21 protein-coding genes are annotated in these 21,620 nt (G+C 64.8%); 7 read left to right on the top strand and 14 right to left on the bottom strand.

The annotated features are described in order from the left end of the window. Nucleotides 1-346: 346 nt before the first annotated feature. Nucleotides 347-751 carry a VOC family protein gene (locus FM113_RS00875; RefSeq protein ID WP_087010758.1) on the top strand — a complete coding sequence of 135 codons (405 nt, stop codon included), beginning with the start codon at nucleotides 347-349 and terminating at the stop codon, nucleotides 749-751. Between the two features lies 1 nt (nucleotide 752). On the opposite strand, the gene FM113_RS00880 is transcribed toward FM113_RS00875, so the two are convergent. Together FM113_RS00880 and uvrB are read right to left on the bottom strand one after the other, a co-directional pair. Continuing rightward, a complete protein-coding gene (locus FM113_RS00880) occupies nucleotides 753-1,532 on the bottom strand; it encodes a helix-turn-helix transcriptional regulator (protein WP_087010546.1) in 780 nt (259 codons plus the stop codon). 17 nt (nucleotides 1,533-1,549) lie between these two features. Next, entirely contained in the window at nucleotides 1,550-3,640 is a 2,091-nt protein-coding gene (uvrB, locus tag FM113_RS00885; RefSeq protein WP_087010760.1) for an excinuclease ABC subunit UvrB, read from the bottom strand. 111 nt (nucleotides 3,641-3,751) lie between these two features. Between uvrB and FM113_RS00890 the strand changes: the two genes are divergently transcribed. Beyond that, complete coding sequence (locus FM113_RS00890; RefSeq protein WP_087010548.1) at nucleotides 3,752-4,597, top strand: SDR family NAD(P)-dependent oxidoreductase; 846 nt, start codon at nucleotides 3,752-3,754, stop codon at nucleotides 4,595-4,597. Between the two features lie 42 nt (nucleotides 4,598-4,639). Here the strand turns inward: FM113_RS00890 and FM113_RS18045 are convergent, their stop codons facing one another. The 10 genes from FM113_RS18045 to FM113_RS00935 form a co-directional block, all read right to left on the bottom strand. Continuing rightward, the gene (locus tag FM113_RS18045) at nucleotides 4,640-4,777 is read right to left on the bottom strand and encodes a putative transporter small subunit (RefSeq protein ID WP_176387027.1); all 138 of its coding nucleotides are present in this window, start codon (nucleotides 4,775-4,777) and stop codon (nucleotides 4,640-4,642) included. Nucleotides 4,778-4,799: 22 nt separating this feature from the next. Next, entirely contained in the window at nucleotides 4,800-6,581 is a 1,782-nt protein-coding gene (locus FM113_RS00895) for a sodium:solute symporter family protein (RefSeq protein ID WP_087010550.1), read from the bottom strand. A gap of 466 nt (nucleotides 6,582-7,047) precedes the next feature. Beyond that, on the bottom strand, nucleotides 7,048-7,287 hold the full coding sequence (locus FM113_RS00900; RefSeq protein WP_087010552.1) for a helix-turn-helix transcriptional regulator: 240 nt from the start codon (nucleotides 7,285-7,287) through the stop codon (nucleotides 7,048-7,050). Continuing rightward, entirely contained in the window at nucleotides 7,284-7,898 is a 615-nt protein-coding gene (locus tag FM113_RS00905) for a hypothetical protein (RefSeq protein ID WP_087010554.1), read from the bottom strand. The genes FM113_RS00900 and FM113_RS00905 overlap by 4 nt, the downstream gene beginning before the upstream one ends. A gap of 65 nt (nucleotides 7,899-7,963) precedes the next feature. Continuing rightward, entirely contained in the window at nucleotides 7,964-9,100 is a 1,137-nt protein-coding gene (locus FM113_RS00910; RefSeq protein ID WP_087010556.1) for a S9 family peptidase, read from the bottom strand. 66 nt (nucleotides 9,101-9,166) lie between these two features. Continuing rightward, the gene (locus FM113_RS00915) at nucleotides 9,167-10,369 is read right to left on the bottom strand and encodes an amidohydrolase family protein (RefSeq protein ID WP_087010558.1); all 1,203 of its coding nucleotides are present in this window, start codon (nucleotides 10,367-10,369) and stop codon (nucleotides 9,167-9,169) included. After that, nucleotides 10,366-10,950, bottom strand: a complete 585-nt coding sequence (locus FM113_RS00920) for an amino acid synthesis family protein (protein WP_087010560.1) — start codon at nucleotides 10,948-10,950, stop codon at nucleotides 10,366-10,368. The genes FM113_RS00915 and FM113_RS00920 overlap by 4 nt, the downstream gene beginning before the upstream one ends. Continuing rightward, nucleotides 10,947-11,999, bottom strand: coding sequence for a dihydrodipicolinate synthase family protein (locus FM113_RS00925; protein ID WP_087010562.1), 1,053 nt, complete (start codon nucleotides 11,997-11,999; stop codon nucleotides 10,947-10,949). Before FM113_RS00925 ends, FM113_RS00920 begins: the two co-directional genes overlap by 4 nt. A 72-nt stretch (nucleotides 12,000-12,071) precedes the next feature. Continuing rightward, nucleotides 12,072-12,917, bottom strand: coding sequence for a hypothetical protein (locus FM113_RS00930; protein ID WP_087010564.1), 846 nt, complete (start codon nucleotides 12,915-12,917; stop codon nucleotides 12,072-12,074). Next, nucleotides 12,917-13,168 carry a hypothetical protein gene (locus FM113_RS00935; RefSeq protein WP_087010570.1) on the bottom strand — a complete coding sequence of 84 codons (252 nt, stop codon included), beginning with the start codon at nucleotides 13,166-13,168 and terminating at the stop codon, nucleotides 12,917-12,919. Before FM113_RS00935 ends, FM113_RS00930 begins: the two co-directional genes overlap by 1 nt. 438 nt (nucleotides 13,169-13,606) lie before the next feature. On the opposite strand from FM113_RS00935, the gene FM113_RS00940 reads away from it, so the two are divergent. After that, nucleotides 13,607-14,311: a GntR family transcriptional regulator gene (locus FM113_RS00940; protein ID WP_087010573.1), complete on the top strand. Its 705-nt coding sequence runs from the start codon at nucleotides 13,607-13,609 to the stop codon at nucleotides 14,309-14,311. On the opposite strand, the gene FM113_RS00945 is transcribed toward FM113_RS00940, so the two are convergent. Continuing rightward, on the bottom strand, nucleotides 14,308-15,243 hold the full coding sequence (locus FM113_RS00945) for a LysR substrate-binding domain-containing protein (protein ID WP_176387028.1): 936 nt from the start codon (nucleotides 15,241-15,243) through the stop codon (nucleotides 14,308-14,310). The genes FM113_RS00940 and FM113_RS00945 overlap by 4 nt on opposite strands. Nucleotides 15,244-15,567: 324 nt before the next feature. On the opposite strand from FM113_RS00945, the gene dctP reads away from it, so the two are divergent. Genes dctP through FM113_RS00965 form a run of 4 tightly spaced genes read left to right on the top strand, consistent with a single transcriptional unit; the run spans nucleotide 15,568 to nucleotide 20,379 of the window. Beyond that, nucleotides 15,568-16,602, top strand: a complete 1,035-nt coding sequence (dctP, locus tag FM113_RS00950; protein ID WP_176387029.1) for a TRAP transporter substrate-binding protein DctP — start codon at nucleotides 15,568-15,570, stop codon at nucleotides 16,600-16,602. An 8-nt stretch (nucleotides 16,603-16,610) separates the two neighbouring features. After that, nucleotides 16,611-17,135: a TRAP transporter small permease gene (locus FM113_RS00955; RefSeq protein ID WP_087010579.1), complete on the top strand. Its 525-nt coding sequence runs from the start codon at nucleotides 16,611-16,613 to the stop codon at nucleotides 17,133-17,135. Beyond that, the gene (locus FM113_RS00960) at nucleotides 17,132-18,421 is read left to right on the top strand and encodes a TRAP transporter large permease (protein ID WP_140393258.1); all 1,290 of its coding nucleotides are present in this window, start codon (nucleotides 17,132-17,134) and stop codon (nucleotides 18,419-18,421) included. Before FM113_RS00955 ends, FM113_RS00960 begins: the two co-directional genes overlap by 4 nt. A gap of 53 nt (nucleotides 18,422-18,474) precedes the next feature. Beyond that, on the top strand, nucleotides 18,475-20,379 hold the full coding sequence (locus FM113_RS00965; RefSeq protein WP_087010583.1) for an FAD-dependent monooxygenase: 1,905 nt from the start codon (nucleotides 18,475-18,477) through the stop codon (nucleotides 20,377-20,379). A 10-nt stretch (nucleotides 20,380-20,389) separates the two neighbouring features. Here the strand turns inward: FM113_RS00965 and FM113_RS00970 are convergent, their stop codons facing one another. Next, nucleotides 20,390-21,604 (bottom strand): winged helix-turn-helix domain-containing protein, encoded by a 1,215-nt coding sequence (locus tag FM113_RS00970; protein WP_087010585.1) that lies wholly within the window; start codon nucleotides 21,602-21,604, stop codon nucleotides 20,390-20,392. Nucleotides 21,605-21,620 lie beyond the last annotated feature (16 nt).

A 21,620-nucleotide genomic window follows, 5' to 3' on the forward strand; every position in this document is an offset into this window, starting at 1 on the left:
CCCGGGACCACCCGCATCGGGGGTCTCGGGGAAGGGTGCGTCTCCGGTGAGCGTCATGCGTCTATTCCAACACATGCCACTGACAATCAGGCCTCGAAAACCGTTGAAAACACGCGGAAGTTGGGCCAGAAAGTGGGGCCGCGGAAGGAACCCCTGATGGACATACTACGTTTTGAGGAGGCCACATTTTGATAACAGTTCGAAAGTGTGTTCGAATAGCTGGACGCCTGAGTCGCTTCGACCGCACGCGCCCCTCTCGGCGCGGGAAGTGACCTGAATTCGCCGAGTGCGCGACGTGTCCGAATCGTTCAAGCCGTACGCTCAGCACCGGGCGTACGCTGAGTCCATGACAACACTCTCCTTCAACTTCATTGGCATTGTGACCCGCGACCTGGGTGCCTCGCTCACCTTCTACCGCAGCCTGGGGCTCGACATCCCCGAAGGGCAGGACGACGCTCCGCACGTGGAGATCCAGCTCGCGGGCGGAGTGACGCTTGCCTGGGATCCTCTCAGCACGATCCACGGCTTCAACCCTGACTTCGACTTCCCCGAGGGGCCGGGACGCGTGAGCTTCGCGTGCGAGGCTGCGAGCCCGGCCGCGGTGGACGAGGCCTATGCCGCGGTGACCGCGGCGCGCGAGGCGTCCGCGCACACGGCCCCCTGGGATGCGCCCTGGGGGCAGCGCTACGCGACGGTGCAGGATCCGGACGGCAACACTGTGGATCTGTACGCGCCGTTGACCGTGGCCTAATTCAGACGGGAACACCCGGGGTGCGGGCCGCTGCCCAGCGCCCCGGTGTGGTGCCGGCGACAAGCGAAAACTCGCGGGTCAGGTGGGCTTGGTCGCTGAACCCGACCCGGAAGGCTACATCGCTCAGCGGCTGTCCTGCCGCAATCAAACGCTGTGCGCGCTCGGCGCGGAGCACCCGCCGCAGTGTGGCGACGCCGTAGCCGAATGCCGCATTCATGCGCCGCTGCAGCTGGCGATCTGAATATCCGAGCGCCCGGGCGATCTCGGTCGCGCTCTCGCCGCGCGAAGCCCCCAGGCGCGCCCGCCGAGTCCACCCTGGCTCCGCCACGCGATCACCGAAACCGGTTCCCACAGCAGTGCGCACTACCCGCAAGAGCTCCGATTCGACCGACGCCGACCGGCCCCGGCCCAGCTCCCTGTGGGAATCACCGGGTTCCGCTAGATCCCGGATCCGCCGCAGCGTCTCGCTCCCGCGCCGCGCATCCGCGGGATCAAGTGCGGCCGATCCCGGCACCTGCGTGTCCCGCAGTGCCGCGGCATCCATCTGCAAGGCAGCCCCCGCGAGGCCCGGCAGGAAGCGGAGCCCAATCGTTGCGCCGGATCGGCTGCCCTGACCAGTGAAGGCGCGCGTCGAAGGCCCTGCGACGAGGAGTATGTCCTCGCGCAGGATCAGATCCGCACTGCCGTCCGCGGGAAGCGTGCGGGGTGCGCCGCCACCCGCGGCACGCCACACGACGCCGACGCCCGGGACGACCCATTCCTCGTAGTTGGGCTGTGCCATGCTCCCCCCAGACTGAGCTACAGGTGCCCGGCGGCTTCCATGCTGCGGAGTTCACGCTTCAGCTCGGAAACCTCGTCGCGCAGGCGCGCAGCGAGCTCGAACTTGAGCTCCTCGGCAGCCGCGAGCATTTGCTCGTTGAGTTCCGAGATCAGCTCCTCGAGTTTCGCCGAGCCCTCCTCCGCAATCGCCCCGGCCCGTGCTGCGGCCTTGCCCTTGGCGCGCTGCGGGGAACCGGCCTTGCGCTGGGCGTGCGCCCCCGTGCGTGAGAGCACGTCCTCGGTGTCCGCCGCCTCCCGCGCGAGCATGGCCGTAATGTCGCCAATCTTCTTGCGCAGTGGCGTTGGATCGATGCCGTGCTCGGTGTTGTAGGCCACCTGGATCTCGCGCCGTCGATTCGTCTCGTCGATTGCCTCGCGCATTGACCGCGTGATGGTATCCGCATACATGTGGACCTCGCCGGACACGTTTCGGGCCGCTCGTCCAATTGTCTGGATGAGCGAGGTGCTGGATCGCAGGAAGCCCTCCTTGTCGGCGTCGAGGATCGCGACGAGTGACACCTCGGGAAGGTCGAGGCCCTCTCGGAGTAGGTTGATGCCGACGAGAACGTCGTAGACACCGGCACGGAGCTCGGTGAGGAGTTCCACGCGGCGCAGCGTGTCTACATCCGAGTGCAGGTAGCGGACGCGGACGCCAGCCTCCTCCATAAAGGTGGTGAGCTGCTCCGCCATCTTCTTGGTCAGGGTGGTGACAAGCACGCGCTCATCGCGAGCGGCGCGCACTCGCACTTCCTCAAGCAGATCATCGATCTGGCCCTCGCTCGGCTTCACCACAATCTCGGGGTCGATCAGGCCGGTCGGGCGGATGATCTGCTGCACGACTCCGTCGGCCTCCGCCAACTCGTACTTGCCTGGTGTGGCTGAGAGGTACACAACCTGGCCGACGCGGTCCTTGAACTCGCCAAAGGTCAACGGCCGGTTATCGAGCGCACTCGGCAGCCGGAAACCGTGGTCCACGAGCGTGCGCTTCCGGGACGCGTCCCCCTCGTACATGGCACCGATCTGTGGCACCGTGACGTGCGACTCGTCGATCACGACAAGGAAGTCGTCGGGGAAGTAATCAAGCAAACAGTGCGGCGCCTCGCCGGGCTGTCGACCATCGATGTGCCGCGAATAGTTCTCGATACCGGAGCAGAATCCGATCTGCTCCATCATCTCCAGGTCGAAGGTTGTGCGCATGCGCAGCCGCTGCTCCTCGACGAGCTTCGTCTGGCGTTTGAGCTCTGAGAGCCTGCCATCGAGCTCCTCGGTAATCGCGCCCATTGCCCGGTTCATCACCTCGCGGCTGGCAACGTAGTGTGAGCCGGGGAAGACAGACACGCTCTCCACCTGCTTGATGACGTCTCCGGTCACCGGGTGGAGGTAGTACAGCGCCTCGATCTCATCGCCGAAGAATTCGATTCGAATCGCGAGCTCCTCGTACATCGGGATGATCTCGACAGTGTCACCACGCACACGGAAGTTGCCGCGCACAAACTCGATGTCGTTGCGCTGGTACTGCATGTCCACGAAGCGGCGCAGCAGCACGTCCCGATTCAGCACATCGCCGACAACGAGCGGCACCATCGCCTCGTAATACTCTTCGGGCTTACCGAGGCCGTAGATGCACGACACCGTCGACACGACAATCGTGTCGCGCCGGCTGAGGAGCGCGTTTGTGGTGGAGTGCCGCAGCCGCTCCACTTCGGCGTTGACCGAGGAATCCTTCTCGATGAAGGTGTCGGTCTGCGGCACATAGGCTTCGGGCTGGTAGTAGTCGTAGTAGGAGACGAAGTACTCAACCGCGTTGTTCGGAAACAGCTCCCGGAACTCACTCGCGAGCTGTGCGGCGAGAGTCTTGTTGTGGGCAAGCACAAGCGTCGGGCGTTGCACCGCCTCAATCAACCAGGCCGTCGTTGCTGATTTGCCGGTACCTGTCGCGCCCAGCAACACTACGTCGGTTTCGCCGGCGTTGATACGGTTCGCAAGCTGCTCGATCGCGTGGGGCTGATCACCGCTCGGCTCGTACTCGCTGATCACCTCGAATGGGCGGACGCTGCGCGTGGGTTCCATGCCACTCAGCATAATCCGATCCGCCGACATTCGAAACTTTGTTCGCCTCCGGGAAACTCTCGGCGGTGTTCCGTAGTCTCACTTCCGGGGCACACACAGGAGCCAAAAGTTATGACGCACACAGCACCTCAGACCATCGTATTGACGGGCGGCAGCGACGGAATCGGCGCCGCCGCCGCGCGCCTGCTCGCCGGCGGGCCGGCACGACTCATCATCGTGGGCCGTTCGCCCGCAAAAACGGCGGCAGTCGCTGCGGCTACCCATGCCGAACACATTGTCGCCGACTATCGGAGCCTGGACGACGTCCGGTCCCTCGCCGCGACCCTGCACTCCCGCTGCGAACGCATCGACGTGCTCGCGCACAACGCTGGCGGGATGTTTGCGGGGCCGGTCCGGACTGGCGACGGTTTCGAGCGAACCTTTCAGGTGAATCATCTCGCACCCGTCCTACTCACCCGGCTGCTGTTGCCGCTTCTTCTGGAGAGTCGCGCGCGGATCGTGAGCACGGCGAGCGTCGGTGCGCGGCTCTTCGGGGACATCGACTTCGGCGACCTTGATACGCAACGGGGTTTCACTCCGTCACGCGCCTACGGCAACGCGAAACTCGCGAACATTCTGTTCACGAAGGGACTGCATGCCCGATACGCCGAGCACGGGCTCGCCGCTGTGGCGTTTCATCCCGGGATGATCGCGACGAACTTCGCCGCGGACGCGGGCAGTACGTTCCAGCGGCTCTACCACGGCACGCTCACGCGGTTCTTGCGGGCACCCGAGCACGGTGGCGCACGGCTCGGGTACTTTATTCAGGGTTCCCCGGGCACCGACTGGACGTCCGGGGCGTACTACCGCTCCCCCGGACGGATCGGACGGAGCCACCGGCTTGCGTCGGATCCCACTGCGATCGACACGCACTGGTCTCAGAGCGCGGAAATGCTGGGTATTTCCTGGCCGGCGTAACGAAGCGGCGAGGCACAGCGCCCCGCCGCTTCGTGAACGACACTAAATGATCGAACGGCCCTCGCGCCGTGCGGCGAGCCATTCCTTCACAAAAGCGCGGACGATCACGGTCAGCGTTCCCGTGACCAGGACCGGCCAGATGAGGACGTACACGGTCAGCAATACGGTGTTCCAGTTCATGGAGTGCTCCTTTCGGGTGCGGTTATCGGGTGGCCGGCTCAGGATCCGCTGAGGGATCCAGTGAATCGTCGGGATCCAGTGAATCGTCGGGATCCAGTGCATCGTCGGGGTCTAGTGCATCGTCGCTGCGGGAGGTCCCGGGATCGGCGACACCGACCGCGGTGGCTTCCGCTTCGACAGGGTCGAAGTCACCCGTGCGTTCCTTGATGAGCGCGAAGTCGAAGCGCTCGTTTTTCATCATGGTGAGCGCGACACAGACGATCGTGCTCACGGCGTAGGCCACAAGCGATCCGGAGAGCACAGGGTACTGATGCAGGAATCCGATCGCGAACGGCGCCGCGGCGAGCGTGGAAACCGTGCCAACGATCAGCGCAGCACGCTTCCCAAAGAACCCAAAGGCCATGAGCCCCAGAACCACGCCGATGCCAATCGTCGCGAGCACGTCGCTCACGAGCCCCAGTCCACCGTTCAGATCAATCCACTCGAAGCGAACCGGGAGGAACGCCGCGAGCGCAACGATCACGGACACTGTGAACGCCGCGTTCGTGACCCGGTTCCAGTAGAAGCTCGCGATCACCGGGAACACAAGCGCGCCCCAGAGTGCGCCGACGAAGACGAGCAGATCGAGGATATTGAGCTGTGACCCCGCGAAGAAGACGCCAGCGGTGATCGCAACGATCATCGTGATTCTGCCAATCAGCACCATCGTGCGCGGGTTGGCGCGAGTTTTCCCCGCAATGTTCTGGCCATAGATATCAGCCATCACAATCGACGCGAGTGCGGTGAGATCCGCATCCGCCGTTGACGACAGCGAGCCGATGATCATGATGAAGAACAGAGCGAGCAGTGCGGGGGTCAGATAGGTCGCCGCCATCTGCGGGATGAGGTTGTTGACATCGCCACCCACAGGCTCGATCCCGGCGTACAACGCGATGACGCCAAGCATACCGATGCCGATGATTGTGGCACCGTAGCCCACCGTAGCGGTGACAAATGTCTTCTTGATGAGGTCCTCACGGACGGCGAAGAGGCGTTGCGCGATCGTCTGGTTCCCGATTGCATAGGCGAGCACGGCTGCAATGTATGGCGCTCCCTGATTGAAGAACGCATCCGAGGAGAAGAAGTCGCCCTGTTGCGGGGTAAGGTTATGCGCCCCGGTCTCAAACAGGCCCGGGCCACCAGCCGCAAAGAACACCACGGGGATGATGATGACAACGGCGCCGAGCATGAACACAACCTGCACGAAGTCCGTGAGTACAGAGGCACGGAATCCGGCCCAGATCGTGTACAACAGCACGCCCGCACCGATGGCGATCACACCCTGCGTGAAGGTGAAGGGCGACAGCATGTCGATCAGCGCACCGCCGGCGATCAGGTTCGAGGTCAGGCTGATGATGCTGCCGAGGACGTTTGACCCGGCGAGCATCAGCTGGCTGGACCTGCCGTGACGGGCAAACATGACCTCGGCGATTGTGTGTGCACGCGGCGCAACCTGCCGGATCCGGCGCCCGAACGGGTAGATCAACAGGATCATCAGGGCTCCCCATAGCCCGTAGTGGATGGGGCCGGAGAGACCGTACTGGAAACCGGAGGTGGCGGATGCATACATCGAAGCGGCCCAGATCCAGGTCGCGGTCATCGAGGCCGCGGAGATCCCGAAGCCGATCTGACCGCCGCCGGTCATGTAGCCGTCGGCGTTTTCGCGCTTGCGGCTGATTCGGAGCGAGATGATCAGGCTCGTGCCGAAGAAGAGAATGAAGAGACCGAGGACAACGGGGCCCGAAAGCTGTTGCAGGTCATTCATGGTGAAATCCTTTCAAGTGACGGAGGTCGGCAGCATTGCCGGAGAACCGAAGTGAAGGAGATCACGCTAAGTAGGAATGCAGCTTTTCGGGACGAACAGCTGCGAGCGGTCGATGAGGCGCCACTGGCGGCGCAGGCGAGCGGGTCGATGCGCGGGTGAGATAGATTTTCCTTCCGACGTGATGAGCCGAACCCGGGCGGGATGCACGGTGCGTCCCCGGTCTGGCGCGTGGGCCGGACGGTCCGACGGAAACCCGGCACGGGCCGCGAGAGAGGTGCGCGGCAGACGGTGGGGTCCCTCTCTATACCTAGTCGAATTCCTGGCTCGAGTCCAGTCGAGCAGCTCGAAGCTGCCGTGGTGTGACGTGACACACAAGCGTGGATCGCTGCCCACAGCAGGGATCCACGCGGCTTCATAACGTTTGATCACAAGCTGAGTCGGCTGGACTCAGATCTGGCTCTCCGTGTCATGTGGAGCGAATCGAGAAGAGCTCCCCCGGGGTGCACTCAAGCTCGCGGCAGAGCGCGGAAAGCGTGGTGAAGCGGATGGCGCGGGCACGATTGTTCTTGAGGATTGAAAGATTCACCACGCTCATGTCCACGCGTCTGGCAAGCTCCGCGAGTGTCATATCGCGGCGCACAAGCAGCTCATCGAGCCGGCACTCGACGAGGTGATCGTTCTCCCCGGCAAGTTCGACGGGCGTCATACGGTCCCGACCTGGTCGCGGGCGATCCGCTGCCCGGCGCGCAGCATCGCCTCACACCAGCCCAGGCCCAGGAGGAGGAGAATGGCCAGGGTCAGCGGGAACTCACTCCCCGCCGGCCAGTGTGTGGCTTCCAGCCCGAATGCGTCGAGCCCGATGCGAGATCCCACACTGAGTGGAACGCGGGCACCGAGCACAAGCGCGAAAGCAAGCGTGTACGCGAGCTGAAGCCGCCGGATCGCGCCGCGATCGAACAGGCCGTGAGTGATCGCGCGTTGCGCGAGCCAGGTGACAAGGGCGACCGCGAGCGCGACCGCGAACAGGGGCAGGATCTCGCCGAGGCGCAGCCAGACAACCGCCGACCCCGGCAGATCCGACGTTGCGAGCTGCGTCGTGAGCGTGCCGCCGTGACCGACGAGGTCCCCGCGTCCGCCAATGGGTTGGGGCACCTCGACGCTGACGCGCATCGGGAACGTCACGGTGGCACTCATACCGCGAATCACCGCATTGCACACGGCCCAGATCGCGATCCCGAGCGCGGCAACGATGCCGGCCCACTTGATGCGCCGCAGCTCGGTGCGCTCTGCCCGCAGAGGGTGAATTGTGGAAGACATGTTCTGAGCGTATCGCTTATCGATACTATCGACAAGCGATACGCTCAGGATCGAGCCCTGCGCTCTCAGATCTTGTGCCGGAACCAGTCCCCGAGACGGGCACCAGCGACCGACATGTAGTCGTAACTGCAGTGCAGGGACCCCGCGCCGTCGTAAATGTCCACGGTCACGTCGTCGGTGGTGAGCGCCGCAATAAAGCGACGTGCCCCGGCGATGTCCATGATGATGTCGGCGGTGCCGTGCATCACATACACGGGCACTGTGATCTTGTCAGCGACACCATCAAGGGTGAACTTCGCGAGCTTCGCTCGCGCCTCCGCATCGTCCTTCGACCCGGTTAACCACTGCAGCTGCTGCTGGAGTGGCGGGTAGAACTCGTAGAAGTCGGTCAAGATACTCCACGTGCCGCACCACGCGGCCACCGCCTTAACGCGTGGCTCGAAGGCGGCGGCGCGCGGCGCGTAGTACCCGCCAAAACTGACGCCCGCGAGGCCCAAGCGATCCGGGTCGACGTCGCTGCGCTGCTCCAGGAAATCGAGGATAGCGGCGACCGGGACCTCGTAGTCCGGACGGCTGTACATCTCCTTGAATCGGAGCGAGCTGCCACGTCCCGGGGTGTCAACCATCACCACGTTCATGTCGCGAGCCGGGAACTCGGTCCCGCCGAGGAAATACAGCTCCTCTGCCCAGGAGTCCGCGCCCCCGAGAAACAGCACGGTGGGGCGAGGGAGGCCGCTCGCGTCCGGCCGCACGATGTACCCCTCCATCTCTTGCCCCTCAAATGGGACGGCAATCTGCTCGATCAGGCCGTCGCTGAGCGCAACGCCAGCGCGGAAATTCTCGCGCCCCGCGTCATACGCCTTGGTGCGGCGGGGGTCAGCGGAATCGAGGAAAAACTCGGAGTGGCGGAAATAGCTCATCGAGCGGAAAAACGCGCGACGTGCGGTGGTGCGGTCCCCCCGGTCGAGTGCCGATCGAGCGGCATCGCCGATCTCGTGACCGGTGCGACTCCACTCGCGATGCCAGACCTCGCCATCGGTGCTCTCCGTGCCGATGCGCGCGGCAGTCCGCGCACACTCGAATAGATCAGCACCGCCGACGGCGACCTGTGACAACAAGCGCATCGTCTGGAGCGACCAGTCTTCATCTTGAGGGAATAGTTCTATGAGCGAGAGGGCGTCGCCGGTGGATTGTGTGGTCATGTGCGTCTCCAACTGTGTGGTGAGATATGGACTCGGTGAGGTGAGGCCGGGGTGAGTGCGCTCACGCTAGTGCGCGCCAGATTCGAGGTGTTCCATGCGCGGGGTGACGTGCGCCGCCTGGGCGGCTTGGGGCGTGTTGCGGCTGCGCAGTGTGCGTACGGTGCCCCCGGTAATCACCGCGGAGATCCCGGGGATGTCACCGATCGCGAGGGCCCCGAGGGCATCTGATTGGGTGGAGCCCCAGGGGGCGTCCAACACGACGAGGTCCGCGGCCCTGCCAGGAGCGATCACCCCCGCGGGCAGATTCCAGACTCGGGCATTGTTGCCCGTCGCGGCGGCCCACACTTGTTCGGGAGGCACGCTTGTGAGCGACGACAGCTCGGCTACGGTCTTCAGCACTCCAAGCGGCATCACCCCGGTGCCCGTGGGGGTGTCGGAGCCAATCACGATCCGGTCAATGGCTCCGCGTTCCGCCGCGCGCTCGAGGATCCGAACGGCAGAACTCAGGTTCCCTGCCTGTACCAGCTGGAGCGCCAGCTCGGTCTCATCCATGATCCGGTCGACTCCGTCGGCATCGAGGGAGGTGGGGCCCCCATTCACGTGACCGCACACGTCAGGTGCCAGGATACGCAGGTGTTCTGGGGTGATGGGCTGACTGCCCGGGATGCTCGCACCGCCTGAGTGGCACATCACGGTGATGCCGTACTGTTGCGCCCAGCGCACCTGCGGGAGTCCGTCGGCTGGATCCCGGTACCGGCCGAAGCCGAACTTTGCAAGCACGATCCCCGCCTCCTGCAGCTCGACGAAATCCTGCTCGTGCAGGGTCGGTTCCAGCACAACCGCACCGGCATGCACCGTCATCCCGTTCGGATTGAAATTCGCAAAGCACTCCTTGGCGGCGATCGCGAGGGCCTTCACGCCCCGGGCCGAGCTGGGTCGCCCGGGCGCGTGAATCTCCCCGGGCGACACCACACTCGTGATCCCGCCGTGCACATAGCTCGCGAGAAAGTCGACGGTTTTCTGCCGGGGCGTGTAGTCGCCGAGGACCACGTGGCAGTGGGAGTCGATCAACCCGGGGGCCACGGTCGTCCCGGCCGCGTCCACCCGAACATCGGACTGTTCCACGTCGCCACCCAGCTCAGCGGCTTGCCCCACAGCCGTGATCAGCCCGTCGCGCACGATGATCGTGTCCGCCCCGGCAATGACGGGGCTGCGCCAGTCGCCGGAAAGGATCGTCCCGGCACCGGTAACGGCAAGCGACCCCGTCACAACCCCTTCTCCCTCGTTTCGGCGAGCGACATCCCGCCGACCCGCGCGTTGATCCTGCCGCGGTTGGTGACCGCGGCGATCACCACGATCTCGTCAGGGTGCGGCGCGTCCGGGACCCGTACCTCGAGTGCGTCATAGTGTGATCGGACCCAGACCTCATCTTTGAACGCCGTCGGCACGTCAATCACGGTGCCCGCTCCCCCGGGTTTGGTGACCGAGGTGATCCAGGCCTCGCCGCCGCCGATTGCCGCACGGAATGCGTCGCCAAACACCGCGGTGAGGGCCGCGTTGACGTGCTCCTGTTCGCCGTCCGAACCCACAATCCCGGCTTTCCCGTAGCTCTCGACGGGGGCGCCGAGCAGGCGGAGGGCTTCGGCACCCAGCTGCGTGCCGATCTCCGCAGAGTTTTCAATCAGCTCAGTGAGATCAGCGACGTATCCGCCCCCGGCGTACGGGTTGCGGAGCACGACGCACACGGCAACCTTGCGCAGGGGGCCACCAGCATCGGTCGTTCCTGCGGCCGTCCGAATCTCCTCGACATGTGCGAAGGACTTTCGAATCTCAAGCGCGGATGCGGTCATCGTGCACCCGCCGGGTTGTCGGCTGTCGCTGCACGGGTCCCGAGACGCGCCGCGATCTCCGCACTGATCTGCTGGTACCGCACGACGTGCTCGGAGGTCGAGTCCCAGTGGCGCTGCGGCACAAGGTCCTCGGTGTAGGGCACACGGCTTTGACCCACGTGGATATAGCCGGCCTGGTTGACCCGGATCTTCTCGAGGGGGATGTTGTACTTCGCGAACTCGAAGAAGTCCTGGCCCACGATGAATGGTTCGTGCGCCCACCGCAACCGCTCGGTAAGCCAGCGCGCGTCCTCGGTGCGCCCCTGTTGGAGCGCATCGCGCAGGTGCAGCACGGGGTCCGGCCCCATCGCGGTTGTCGAGGACCACGCCATACCGACAAGTTCTTCGCCGTACATCTCCCAGGCCGGAAACCAGTCGGTTTCAATCGGCATCAGCGGGAACCGGGTTCCGGTGTGCGCCATGTCGTTGTGGTAGCGGAAGCCCACGGAAGCCCCACCAGCGTATTTCACCGCGACAACCTGCGGCAGTTGCACGAGCGTGCGGTACACGGTGCGCGGGATGATGCCCCCGAACGCCGCGGTGTTGTCGTACACCACCATCGCCATCTCGGGCACGGCCTCCGCAACGTCTCGATAGAACTTCTCCATGACCGGGGCGACCATTTCGCCCCACATGGGACGTCCCAACAGGGTGCCGGTGGCCCCGAGCTCCGCCAAGAACCGCGTGCGTGCGATCGTTTCGCGCGTGCTCAGTGTGGTGGCGCCAACAAAGATGGGGAAGTCGGGGTCCACCGCGTGGGCGGTCTGAACGGTGCACTCAGCAAACGCTTTCCACTCGTCGAGTGTGAGGGTGGCCATCTCGCCGAGCGTGCCGTTCAACGCAATCGCATCGACGCCATCCGCAATGAGCTGTCGAATCATCCGCTCGCTCTCGACGAGATCGACGGTGTTCTGCGCTTCCACCTGATCTGCACCCGGGAGCGCGGGGGTGGGCGGATAGGACATCACGCCGCGCAAGTCGCGGCCGGTGATCCGGGGAAGGGTACTCATGGTGTCCTGCTCTCTCTGAGGTGAATGGGAACCGCGAATGCGGCACCCGGGAAAGGGTGAAGCATCGGGTCACTACCCGGGAAGACCCGGTGTCGCCGCCGCGACGGCGGTCCCAGTGAGCCACTCAGGAACGGGCTCGTAGGCCAGCACCTCGAAGGGTGCCCCGATGGCCCCGGCGGCCGCGATCCAGGTACGCACCTCGTGCGCACCGTTCCCGGCAGCATCGATTTCCTGCGGGGAGTAACTCTTCAACTGCGCAGGATCACCGCTTTCGATACGAGCGATGAAGTCGCGGTCGAACTCCTCGTTCACTTGACCGGCTTCGGGCAGGCCAACCCAGTGCGAGAGGCCGCCGGTACCGAGGACCACAACGCGTTCAACCTCTGTCTGCGCCTCCACCGCGCGCCGGATCATCTCCCCGAACTCATAGCTGCGCTTGGCCGTGGGCCAGGGCGGGTTGACGCCGTTCACGATGATGGGCACGAGCGGGTATCGGGATGCGGGATCCAGGTGTTTCAGGGGGACGCAGAAGTTCTCGTCGAAGTCGAGTCCGCCCTCGACGAGCGCCGGATCGAACTCGTGCGCGATCGCGTACTCGTAAATGTGGCGGCCAAGCGCACCGTTGCCCGGGTACTGGTGCTGCGGAACCTTGAGAAACTCGGCCATCTCGGGGGTCACAGGGCCCAGGTAAGAATCCGCCGTGGCGATAGCGAAAGCGGGAAGATTTCCAAAATTGAAGTTCGTGAAGTGTTCCACTGAGATCGCGACAATGGCGTCGGGCTGAAGCGCCTCGATGCGCCGGCTCGCCTCCCGGTAGGCAGCCTCGATGATCTCCCGCTTTCGTGGCTCGGCCCGTTCGGGCCAGCCAGTCACGCCCGGTGAATGTGACGCAGCAAACGCGCCGACGATTGTTCCCATTAGTTCTTCTCCTCACGAATTTGCGCGTAGTAGTCCGCGCGGTCGACCTGCAGTTGGATGGCGCAGAAGTAGATCAGGTAGGGGTTTGCGCCGATCTCATGAAGCTTCTGGAAGTCGAGTTCGAGCATCGCCTCACGGGCTTCACCGGTCACGCCATACGCGTCGAGCGTCGGGTACGGGTTCTTGCGAAAACGCAGTGCGAGATCAGGATCTTTACGGATGTCCCACAACAATTGGTGCAGCTTGTACACGTGAACCTCCTCGTTTGTCGAGGGCGTCGCGCCACGACCCCCTCACGGGCACCGCCCGGAAGTGCTCCGGAAACGGTCTGCGCGTGCCGTGAGTTCCTGGACGGGGCGTGTCCCCGGAGGTCGGGCCAAGTTGACTCGGGTTCCGCACGGCATCGGGCAGTGAGGTCAGCCTAGGAACAAATGTCGACAAAGATCAACGACCCGAGGCAAGTTCCAGGGAGGATCCGGAAATTCAGCGCTTTGATGCCGGGGAAGGCGACAGCAATGACGCACGCTCAACGTCGGAACATCTTTGTTGATCGGGGAAAAGTCAGAACGCGCTCAACTGACACACAAGCACTGTCACAATGTCGACAATATAGCCGCAATGGCTGACGTGCGGGGCGACTCTCGATACACTCATTGGACACCGCCCAGCGAGTCAGGAGGTCCCCCGCAATGGATCGTGTTGCCCCCGTGAGCTCGGATGAGCCCGATCGAAACTCCGCCTCGCTTCCCGGAACACTCAGGCGCGCGATCGCACTCGGTGAGTACCCTCCGGGCGTGAAGCTCGTTGAGCGCGAGCTCGCGGACCGGTACGGCGTGGGCCGCACAGCCGTGCGGGACGCGATCCGCCACCTGGCCGCGGAGCGCATTCTCGTGCTCACTGAGAATCGCGGAGCGCGGGTGCGGGAACTGAACTACGCGGAGGCGGCGGACATTTATCAGGTCAGGAGCGTTCTTGAGGGGCTCGCCGGCGAGCTGTTCGCGGTGCGGGGCACGGCACGCGAACGAGTCGAGTTCGCGGCATCTCTCGATCCGATCCGCGCCGCACACGAGGGTGCGGATCTCGCGGAAATCCTCATCACCAGCGAGAGTTTCTATGCCCACCTCCTCGGTGGCTCGGGCAACGCAGAACTACACAACCTTGTCGAGGGGTTGCACGTGCGGATCAATCAGATTCGGCGCGTGTCCCTGTCCATGCCGGAACGCAAGGTTCCGACGCTCGATGCACTCCAGCGCATCGTCGACGCAGTAGTTGTCGGAGACGCGGCCGGCGCCAAGCAGGCGTGCGTTGACCATGTGCATGCGTCTGCGGCGGCAACGCTGCCTGTGCTCGCGGCGCAGGCGCGCGGTGCGGTACTGCAGTCCAGCCGAAACTAGGCCCCCGCCGCGCGAGCTCCCGGTGGCCCCGGAGTCAGAGCCGGTCGAACCAGGGAGCGGAGCGCGGCCCGTGCCGCGCGAGCGGAGGGGGTGAGCGCGCGTCCGCGCAGCCAGGCGCACGAGACAGGCGTGGGGTACGGGGCCGGGTCGAGTGGCCGCGCCACGACGGGGAGCCCCTCATACGACAGATCCGACACTGGGCGCTGGATAACGAGCGAGTAGCCGATACCCCGCGCAACAAGGGAGCGGACAACTTCAAAGTCTTGAAAGCGAAAGGCCGGCCTGGGGGCAATTCCATGCGCGGCGAAATACACTCGCACATTCTCGGGGCCGGGCGAGGCGTCAAGCAAGATCAACGGTTCCGCGCGGAGCTGTTCCGGGCGCACGCGTTCTTCGGTGGCGAGTGGGCTATCGGCGGCGAGGATCACATGCATGGTGTCCTGGCTCAGTTCCTCTGTGTCAATGTCGCCATCTGGCTGAATGCCATATCCCACCGCGAGCTCGATTTCCCCGGCACGAAGCAACCCGCCAAGCTCCTCTGCGCGCCCGGTGCGCACGTCCAAGCGAACCCCCGGAAACCGGGACCTGAACGCGTCGAACAGTGTCGGCATGATCGTCGGTCCCAAAGACGTGAAACAGCCGATCCCGAGGCGCCCGGTGAGCTGGGTCCCAGAAAGCGACGTGGCTATCCGCCCCGCACTCTCCATCATCTCGGTGCTGAGCTCAAACAGTTGTGTTCCGTAGGGCGTGAGGGCCACCCCTTTTGCCTTCTGCCGGGTGAATAGTCGGTACCCAAGCGCGGTCTCAAGATCGGAGACTGCAGCAGCGAGCGCCGAGCGGGATACCCGTTCCTTCTCAGCGGCGGCGCTGATGCTGCCGTGCTCAGCGGCAGCGCGAAAGTACTCGATCTGACGGAGTGTGAAGTTCAACATGTGTGGGCCTCCGGGGTCGCGGACCAGTGCGGTCATCCTGCCACAGCCCTCCGATAATGTCGACAGTTGAGGGCTGATCTCGTGTCCTCAGTGAAAGGAACCGCGGAGTGCTGCCCTTACTCAAGCGCGGAATCGTTGACGTCCGTACCGAAATCCTCCACGCTGACACGCAACGTGCGCTTTCCCACCATTGGATGACGGGATTCCCCTCAGCTGAGTGAAAGCGCTTGAAGAATGTCGACATTCGGGACTAGCCTCGCTGCCAAGCGAGTGCGGAATCTGACCGCTCGCGAGCGCCGCCCGCTCTGTTCAAAGGAGAACACAATGATGCATCGACGACGCAATTTCGCGCTCACCCTGATGGGCGTGACCGCTCTGACGCTTGCGGGGTGCGCGAGTGCCCCGAATGACGCCGAGTCCGGAGGTGACACAATCACCCTCAGCTATGCATACTTCGCACCGGCGGTGTCGTTCCCCTCGGTCCAAATGGCCGAGTGGGCGCGGTTGCTCACGGAGCGTACCGATGGCCAGGTTGAGGTCGACCTCTTCTACGGCGGCACCCTGCTGGGCTCCGGGGACATCTACGAGGGGGTGAGTCAGGGTGTTGCCGATGTGGGCCTCGACTCCCCCGCGTATGACACCAGCCGGTTCCCGCTCTCCAGCGTGATCGCGGTCCCCCTCGGGCTGAGCGACCCCGTCGCTGCGTCCCACACGTTCCTCGATCTGCTGCTTGAGTTCGAACCCGAGGAGTACGATGATTTTCAGATCATTACCGCGTTCACCACCGAGGCAGCCTACCTGCAGACCACGAAGCCTGTTACCACGCGCGACGAGGCCAAGGGGATGACGTTGCGCGGCTCCGCGGCCACAATCCCCGTCTTGGAACAGCTCGGGATCAGCCCGGTCGGCCTGCCCATGAACGAGGTCAGCGAGCAGCTCAGTACCGGAGTGATCGACGGGTACGCAGCGTCGCGTGAGGTGCTCAAGGGCTTTGGCCTCGCCGAGCAAGTGTCGGCAATTACGGACTTCCCGCTCGGGATCGGGAACAGCTTTGTTGCGGTGATGGACCAGGCCAAGTTCGATGCGCTCCCCGAGAACGTGAAGGAGGTGATCCTTGAGCTCCGTGAAGAGATGGCGGAGTTCGCGGGCTCGCAGCACCTCGCCGAAATCGCTGAGTCCGAGGAACTCGCGGAGAGCGAAGGTGTGGAAACTGTGACGGTTGCTGGCGCTGACGCCCCGGCGTGGCAAGCGATCCTCGATGAGCAGGCGGAAGCCTGGGTGCGTGACAACGCGGGCGCCCCCTTCGACGCTCGCGCGGTCCTCGAACGCACGCGCGAGCTCGCCGCCGAGAACGAGTGAGCCCCGTCATGCGGGGACTCACCCGGGTGATCCGCGGGATCACGCTGCTCAGCGTCACGGTGTCTGGCGTGATCCTCAACGTGGTCATGCTGCTGCTCGTGGCGAACGTGGTGTTGCGTCTGCTGAATCGCCCTATCCTCGGGCTCTACGAGGTGCTCACCGCGTGCACGGTCGTGTTGCTCGGGCTTAGCCTCGGAGACTCCCAGCGGGAGAAGCAGCACGTCGCCATCGACCTTGTCACCGCACGTTTCCCGCCGCGGGTGCAGACGGGCCTCGTCGCGCTCACCACGGCGCTCTCAGTGATCGTGTTCACCATGATCGCCGTAGCGTTGCTGCGCTACGCCGCACTTCAGGTGCAGGCCGCGACCGCGTCAGAGATCCTCCGGATCCCCACGTGGCCGGCACTCGCCGCACTGATCTTCGGGATCTTCCTGCTCGTGAGTGTGCTCGCGGTGGACTTGATTCGCAGCACCCAGCGGGCGCTTCGCCCGGCACACCGCACCGCTGAGCCTGACTGGAAGGAGGCGTGGTGAGCGCACAATTGATTGCCCTAGCGGGGATCCTGCTCTTTTTTGTGCTGATCTCTCTCCGGATGCCCATCGCGTATGCAATGGCGGGCGTCGGGTTGCTCGGAATGATCGTGCTCTCGGGCACCGAGTCCGCGATGCAACTGATCGCAGGGGACGTCTTTCGCCAGTTCAGTACTCTGAGCATGGCCGTGATCCCCCTCTTCATCTTCATGGGCCAGATCGTGTTCCACACCGGAATGAGCACAAAGCTATTCCACGCCGCCTACACCTGGTTCGGCGCGATCCCAGGCGGCCTGGCTGCGACGACGCTCGTGTCGAGCGCACTCTTCTCCGCAGTTTCAGGCTCCAATTCAGCGGGCACCGCCACGATCGGGGCCATTGTCCTCCCCGAAATGAAGAAGTACGGGTATCACAAGCGCTTTGCGAGCGGCACCGTCGCGATTGGCGGGACGCTGGGCATCCTCATCCCACCATCCACCGCGCTGATCATCGTGTCTGTGCAGGCCGAGCAGTCAATTGCCGCACTGTTCCGAGCCGCACTGCTCCCCGGATTCCTGATTACCGCGCTGCTCGTGATCACCGCTCTGCTCAGAGTACGGATCACCCCGGGTCTCGCGCCGCGCGGCCCAGGGGCGAGCTGGGGCGAGCGATTCCGCTCGCTCAGCGGCACTGTCGAGATCGTGGTGCTCTTTGGCGTGTCGGTCGTCGGCATGCTGCTCGGTTGGTTCTCCCCCACTGAGGCGGCGGGGGTCGGCGCCGGGGGCGCAGTCCTCATCGGCGTGGTGACCCGGCAACTCACCTGGGAGAAGTTTCGCCGCGCCACGCTGGAGACACTCCGGATCACGGCGTTTGTGGTCATGCTGATCGTCTCAGCCGTGATCTTCGGCCGGTTCCTGACGATCACGCGGCTGCCCTTCGACCTCGCGAGTTGGGCGGCGGATATCCCCGTCGCCCCCATCGTTGTGCTCTTGCTTGTGCTCGGAATCTACCTGCTCGGCGGTGCGCTGATGGACGGACTCGGGTTTCTCGTGCTGAGCATTCCGCTCTTCTACCCGCTCCTCGCGGCGCTCGGCTACGACCTTGTCTGGGCAACGATCATTGTGGTGCTTGTCACCACGTTTGGCGCGGTCACACCACCCGTGGGCGTGAACGCGTTCATCGTGGCGGGTATCTCGCGCGACGTCAGCATCATCGACGTCTTCCGCGGTGTGCTGCCCTACTACATCCCCTACGCGGTAGTTATCGCCGCGTTCATTGCTTGGCCGGGGCTCATCACCTTCGCAGCCTGAGCACGGCCCCATCTCGCCGGCGTCCCTGTCGGCCCGAACAAGGAAGCAGAATCATGCAGTTTCACCACCACGGATATGTCTCCGGTGACCCCCGACTTGAACCTGCCAGCGGCATCGGACTCACCCGCAGCCCTGAACTCCCCGCGGAGATCGACGTACTTATCGTGGGCTCCGGGCCGGCCGGAATTATCGCGACCGCACAGCTCGCCCAGTTTCCGGGCGTGGTCACCCGCACGATTGAGCGCCGGGATGGTCGCCTGCAGCAAGGCCAAGCGGACGGCATCCAGGCGCGGAGTCTGGAAACCTTTCAAGCCTTTGGATTCGCGGAGCAGGTGCGGCAAGAAGCGTTTCAGATCACCGAAATGGCCTTTTGGAAGCCAAACCCGGACGCCCTCAGCGAGGTCTCGCGCGCGGCAGTCACCATCGATGACGAGCACGGCATGAGCGAGTTCCCCCACGTCGCGGTCAACCAGGCCCGCGTCATCGACTACTTCGCGGATTTCGCCCGGCGATCCCCCGCCCGCGGGGACATCGACTACGGCTATGAGCTCGTGGACCTGGAAGTACTCGACCAGGGCGACTACCCGATCCGGGTCGTGCTCCGCCACGAATCACCGGATCTCCCGGGGAAACTTCGCACAGTGCACGCGAAGTATGTTGTCGGCGCCGACGGGGCGCCTTCGAGCGTGCGCCACGCGATGGGCGCCAAACTCGTGGGCGACCGCTCACTCCATGCGTGGGGGGTCGCAGACGTGCTGGCGATCACGGATTTCCCCGACGTCCGGAAGAAGTGCGCGATCCAGTCGCGGGACGGGGGCAACATCCTGCTGATCCCGCGCGAGGGAAATTACCTGTTCCGAATGTACGTGGACCTGGGCGAAGTCGGCCCCGAGGACCGCGGCGCCATCCGGCAGACCCCGCTCGAAGAGATCCTGGATCGCGCCCGCGCGATCATGCACCCGTACACACTAGAGGTGCGTGACGTGCCCTGGCATAGCGTCTACGAGGTAGCGCACCGCCTCGCCGATCGCTTCGACGACGCGGCGACCTCTCCCGACGGCACGCCACGCGTCTTCCTCACCGGGGACGCCTGCCACACGCACAGCGCCAAGGCTGGCCAGGGCATGAACGTGTCGATCCAGGACGGCTGGAATATCGGGTGGAAACTCGGCTACGTTGTGTCGGGACGCAGTCCTGAAGTCCTGCTCGAGAGCTACGCGGCCGAGCGCCGTGTGATCGCGCAGGACCTCATCACCTTCGACCGCGAGTGGTCCACGATGATGGCGAAGAAGCCACACGAATTCGCGTCGCCCTCCGAGCTTGAAGACTTCTACGTCGCCACAGCGGAGTTTCCGTTCGGTTTCATGACGCAGTACCGGGACCCGCTCCTCACCGGCCCCAACCGGCATCAGGCACTCGCCGCAGGGTTCCCACTGGGAAAGCGCTTCAAGTCCGCGCTCACCACACGCGTCGCCGACGGCGTGAGCCTCCACCTCGGCCACCACCATCGGGCCGACGGTCGCTTTCGGATCTACGCCTTTGCTGACGCTCAGGGTGACAATCTCACCGCGTGGGCACGGTGGATGCGCGACTCACCCGAGTCGCCTGTGCAGCGCAGCCGGGTTGCCGGGACGGACCTGGACGCCGTGCTCGATATCAAAGTGATCTACCCCCAGGAGCATCACGCGGTTGATCTGGGCGCGGTTCCCGACCTCTTCCTGCCCCGCTCCGGACCGTACGGGCTGATCGACTACGAGAAGGTCTACGCCGCGCAGCCGGGCGCGGACATTTTCGCGGAGCGCGGGATCGACCGCGGAGGAGTCGCGGTGCTTGTCCGGCCTGATCAGTACGTGTCGCACATCGTGCCGCTGAACCGTCCCGAGGAGCTTGCCACGTTCCTCCGGACCGTCCTCACGGACCGCGCAGCACAGCCCGCCTCCGTGGGTGCGGCCGTCTGAGACGGGGCCCTCAGGCCGCAGGGGGCGCTGCGGCCTCGAAGCGAGGGGGGAGCGGGAGATTCCCCACCCCGGACACGCGGACCTCACTGAGCCCCTGCCAGGCGGCGGCCTGAGCCAATAGCGCGCGGGCGGCTTCGCCGGCTCGAGCCGGGGCGCCGGGTTCTTGCCAGGCAGCCTGGACACGGAGCGCGCCGCCCGCTCGATCGGCTTTCAGATCGATCCGCCCGGCCAGCACGCCGCCGACGAGCAGCGGGAGGCAGTAGTACCCGAACTGCCGTTGGGCCTGCGGCGTGTAGATCTCGATCCGGTAGTGGAAGTCGAACATTCGCTCGGCGCGTGGCCGGAACCAGACCACCGGATCAAACGGCGTGAGGAGTGCGTCCGGAGTGAGGCGGGAAGGCACGCGAGCGTCACGGTGCAGCCAGGCCTCCTGCGGCTTCCCGGTACGGTCGTCCCAGCCCCGGACCCGCACGGGCACGAGCTCCCCGAGGTCTTCCAGAGCGCGCACGGAGACACGCGCCTCGGCAGTTTTGAGCCGATGATAGTCGGCAAGATCGTGTAGCGTCGCCACACCCAGTGAGCGAGCGGCCTGAGCAACGAGTCTGCGCTGTGCCGCCGCCCGGCTGGGCGGGCTCACGAGGAGCTCCGGTGCCAACACCTGCTCCGCGAGCGCGTAGCGCCGCTGGAATCCCTCGCGCCCGGCCGAAACGACCTCACCCGTGGCGAACAGCAGCTCGACAGCGTGCTTCGTTTCGCTCCAGTCCCACCACGGGCCCCGGACAGCACGAGGGCCGTCTTCGAGGTCCCGGACCAGGCTCGGCCCGCCATCGCCGAGCTGTTCGCGCACCCGGGCGAGGGCCGGAGCGAGCTCTGTGGCCCGACCGGTCCGCTCAGCGCGCTCACGGAAGTCAGCCATCCGCCAGGTGAAGAGCGGGCGGTCGCCGACAGGGATGAAGGCGGCCTCGTGTGCCCAGTACTCAGTGAACTCGCCACTGTGCCACAGCAGCCGGTCGAGCGCACCGGGATCGTACACACCGTGGCGGGAGAAGACGGGTAAGTAGTGGCTCCGCGCAAATACGTTGACGGAGTCGATCTGCAGCACGTGCAGGCGCGACAGCGCCGGATCGAACGGCCGGCGCTGTCGCAACCGCGGAGTCTGCGTGAACCCCTGCGCCGCGAGCGCGACGCGGCGGGCCTCAGCGGCGCTCAGCGTATCGCGACTCATCGACAGCGTTGGTGTG

Source organism: Leucobacter sp. 7(1) (genome assembly GCF_900163635.1).
Lineage (GTDB): Bacteria > Actinomycetota > Actinomycetes > Actinomycetales > Microbacteriaceae > Leucobacter.

Bases quoted from the DNA above. Each gene is read 5' to 3' on its own strand.
- FM113_RS00945 (WP_176387028.1), bottom strand. From the start codon at position 15,243: ATGTTGAACTTCACACTCCGTCAGATCGAGTACTTTCGCGCTGCCGCT.
- FM113_RS00925 (WP_087010562.1), bottom strand. From the start codon at position 11,999: ATGAGTACCCTTCCCCGGATCACCGGCCGCGACTTGCGCGGCGTGATG.
- FM113_RS00930 (WP_087010564.1), bottom strand. From the start codon at position 12,917: ATGGGAACAATCGTCGGCGCGTTTGCTGCGTCACATTCACCGGGCGTG.
- dctP (WP_176387029.1), top strand. From the start codon at position 15,568: ATGATGCATCGACGACGCAATTTCGCGCTCACCCTGATGGGCGTGACC.
- FM113_RS00970 (WP_087010585.1), bottom strand. From the start codon at position 21,604: ATGAGTCGCGATACGCTGAGCGCCGCTGAGGCCCGCCGCGTCGCGCTC.
- FM113_RS00920 (WP_087010560.1), bottom strand. From the start codon at position 10,950: ATGACCGCATCCGCGCTTGAGATTCGAAAGTCCTTCGCACATGTCGAG.
- FM113_RS00895 (WP_087010550.1), bottom strand. From the start codon at position 6,581: ATGAATGACCTGCAACAGCTTTCGGGCCCCGTTGTCCTCGGTCTCTTC.
- FM113_RS18045 (WP_176387027.1), bottom strand. From the start codon at position 4,777: ATGAACTGGAACACCGTATTGCTGACCGTGTACGTCCTCATCTGGCCG.
- FM113_RS00910 (WP_087010556.1), bottom strand. From the start codon at position 9,100: ATGACCACACAATCCACCGGCGACGCCCTCTCGCTCATAGAACTATTC.
- FM113_RS00955 (WP_087010579.1), top strand. From the start codon at position 16,611: ATGCGGGGACTCACCCGGGTGATCCGCGGGATCACGCTGCTCAGCGTC.
- FM113_RS00905 (WP_087010554.1), bottom strand. From the start codon at position 7,898: ATGTCTTCCACAATTCACCCTCTGCGGGCAGAGCGCACCGAGCTGCGG.
- FM113_RS00900 (WP_087010552.1), bottom strand. From the start codon at position 7,287: ATGACGCCCGTCGAACTTGCCGGGGAGAACGATCACCTCGTCGAGTGC.
- FM113_RS00875 (WP_087010758.1), top strand. From the start codon at position 347: ATGACAACACTCTCCTTCAACTTCATTGGCATTGTGACCCGCGACCTG.
- FM113_RS00965 (WP_087010583.1), top strand. From the start codon at position 18,475: ATGCAGTTTCACCACCACGGATATGTCTCCGGTGACCCCCGACTTGAA.
- FM113_RS00940 (WP_087010573.1), top strand. From the start codon at position 13,607: ATGGATCGTGTTGCCCCCGTGAGCTCGGATGAGCCCGATCGAAACTCC.
- FM113_RS00890 (WP_087010548.1), top strand. From the start codon at position 3,752: ATGACGCACACAGCACCTCAGACCATCGTATTGACGGGCGGCAGCGAC.
- uvrB (WP_087010760.1), bottom strand. From the start codon at position 3,640: ATGGAACCCACGCGCAGCGTCCGCCCATTCGAGGTGATCAGCGAGTAC.
- FM113_RS00880 (WP_087010546.1), bottom strand. From the start codon at position 1,532: ATGGCACAGCCCAACTACGAGGAATGGGTCGTCCCGGGCGTCGGCGTC.